The following is a 233-nucleotide window of genomic DNA, read 5'->3' as shown; positions in this document are numbered from 1 at the left end:
GGTGGGCCAGCCCCTCGAGGACTCCGGGCTGCTCGCGAGGGCCCTGCAGGTGCTCACCCTGCCCCGCGGCCCCTCCGTGTTCCCCGCCCCCGCGGACCCGAAGGTCCTCGAAGAGGGCGCCCGGCTGCTCTGCTTCGGCAAGCCCGGGAACATGCGCGCCCCCATCCCCGCCCGCGCCCCCCGCCCCAGGCGCGTGCGGAAGCTGCCGGCCTCCCCGATCCTCGCGTCCGTGG

Annotated in this window: 1 pseudogene; it reads left to right on the top strand. The window is 78.1% G+C overall.

The annotated features are described in order from the left end of the window. Positions 1-233: pseudogene (locus tag KVS67_RS13460) on the top strand (30S ribosomal protein S6--L-glutamate ligase); the annotation flags it as partial.

Origin of the sequence: Micrococcus sp. GbtcB5 (assembly GCF_019091605.1) — a bacterium.
In the GTDB taxonomy this organism is placed as follows: Bacteria; Actinomycetota; Actinomycetes; order Actinomycetales; family Micrococcaceae; genus Micrococcus; species Micrococcus luteus.
Note: the sequence above shows the minus strand (reverse complement) of the source record. Positions and strands in the feature narration are given on the sequence as shown.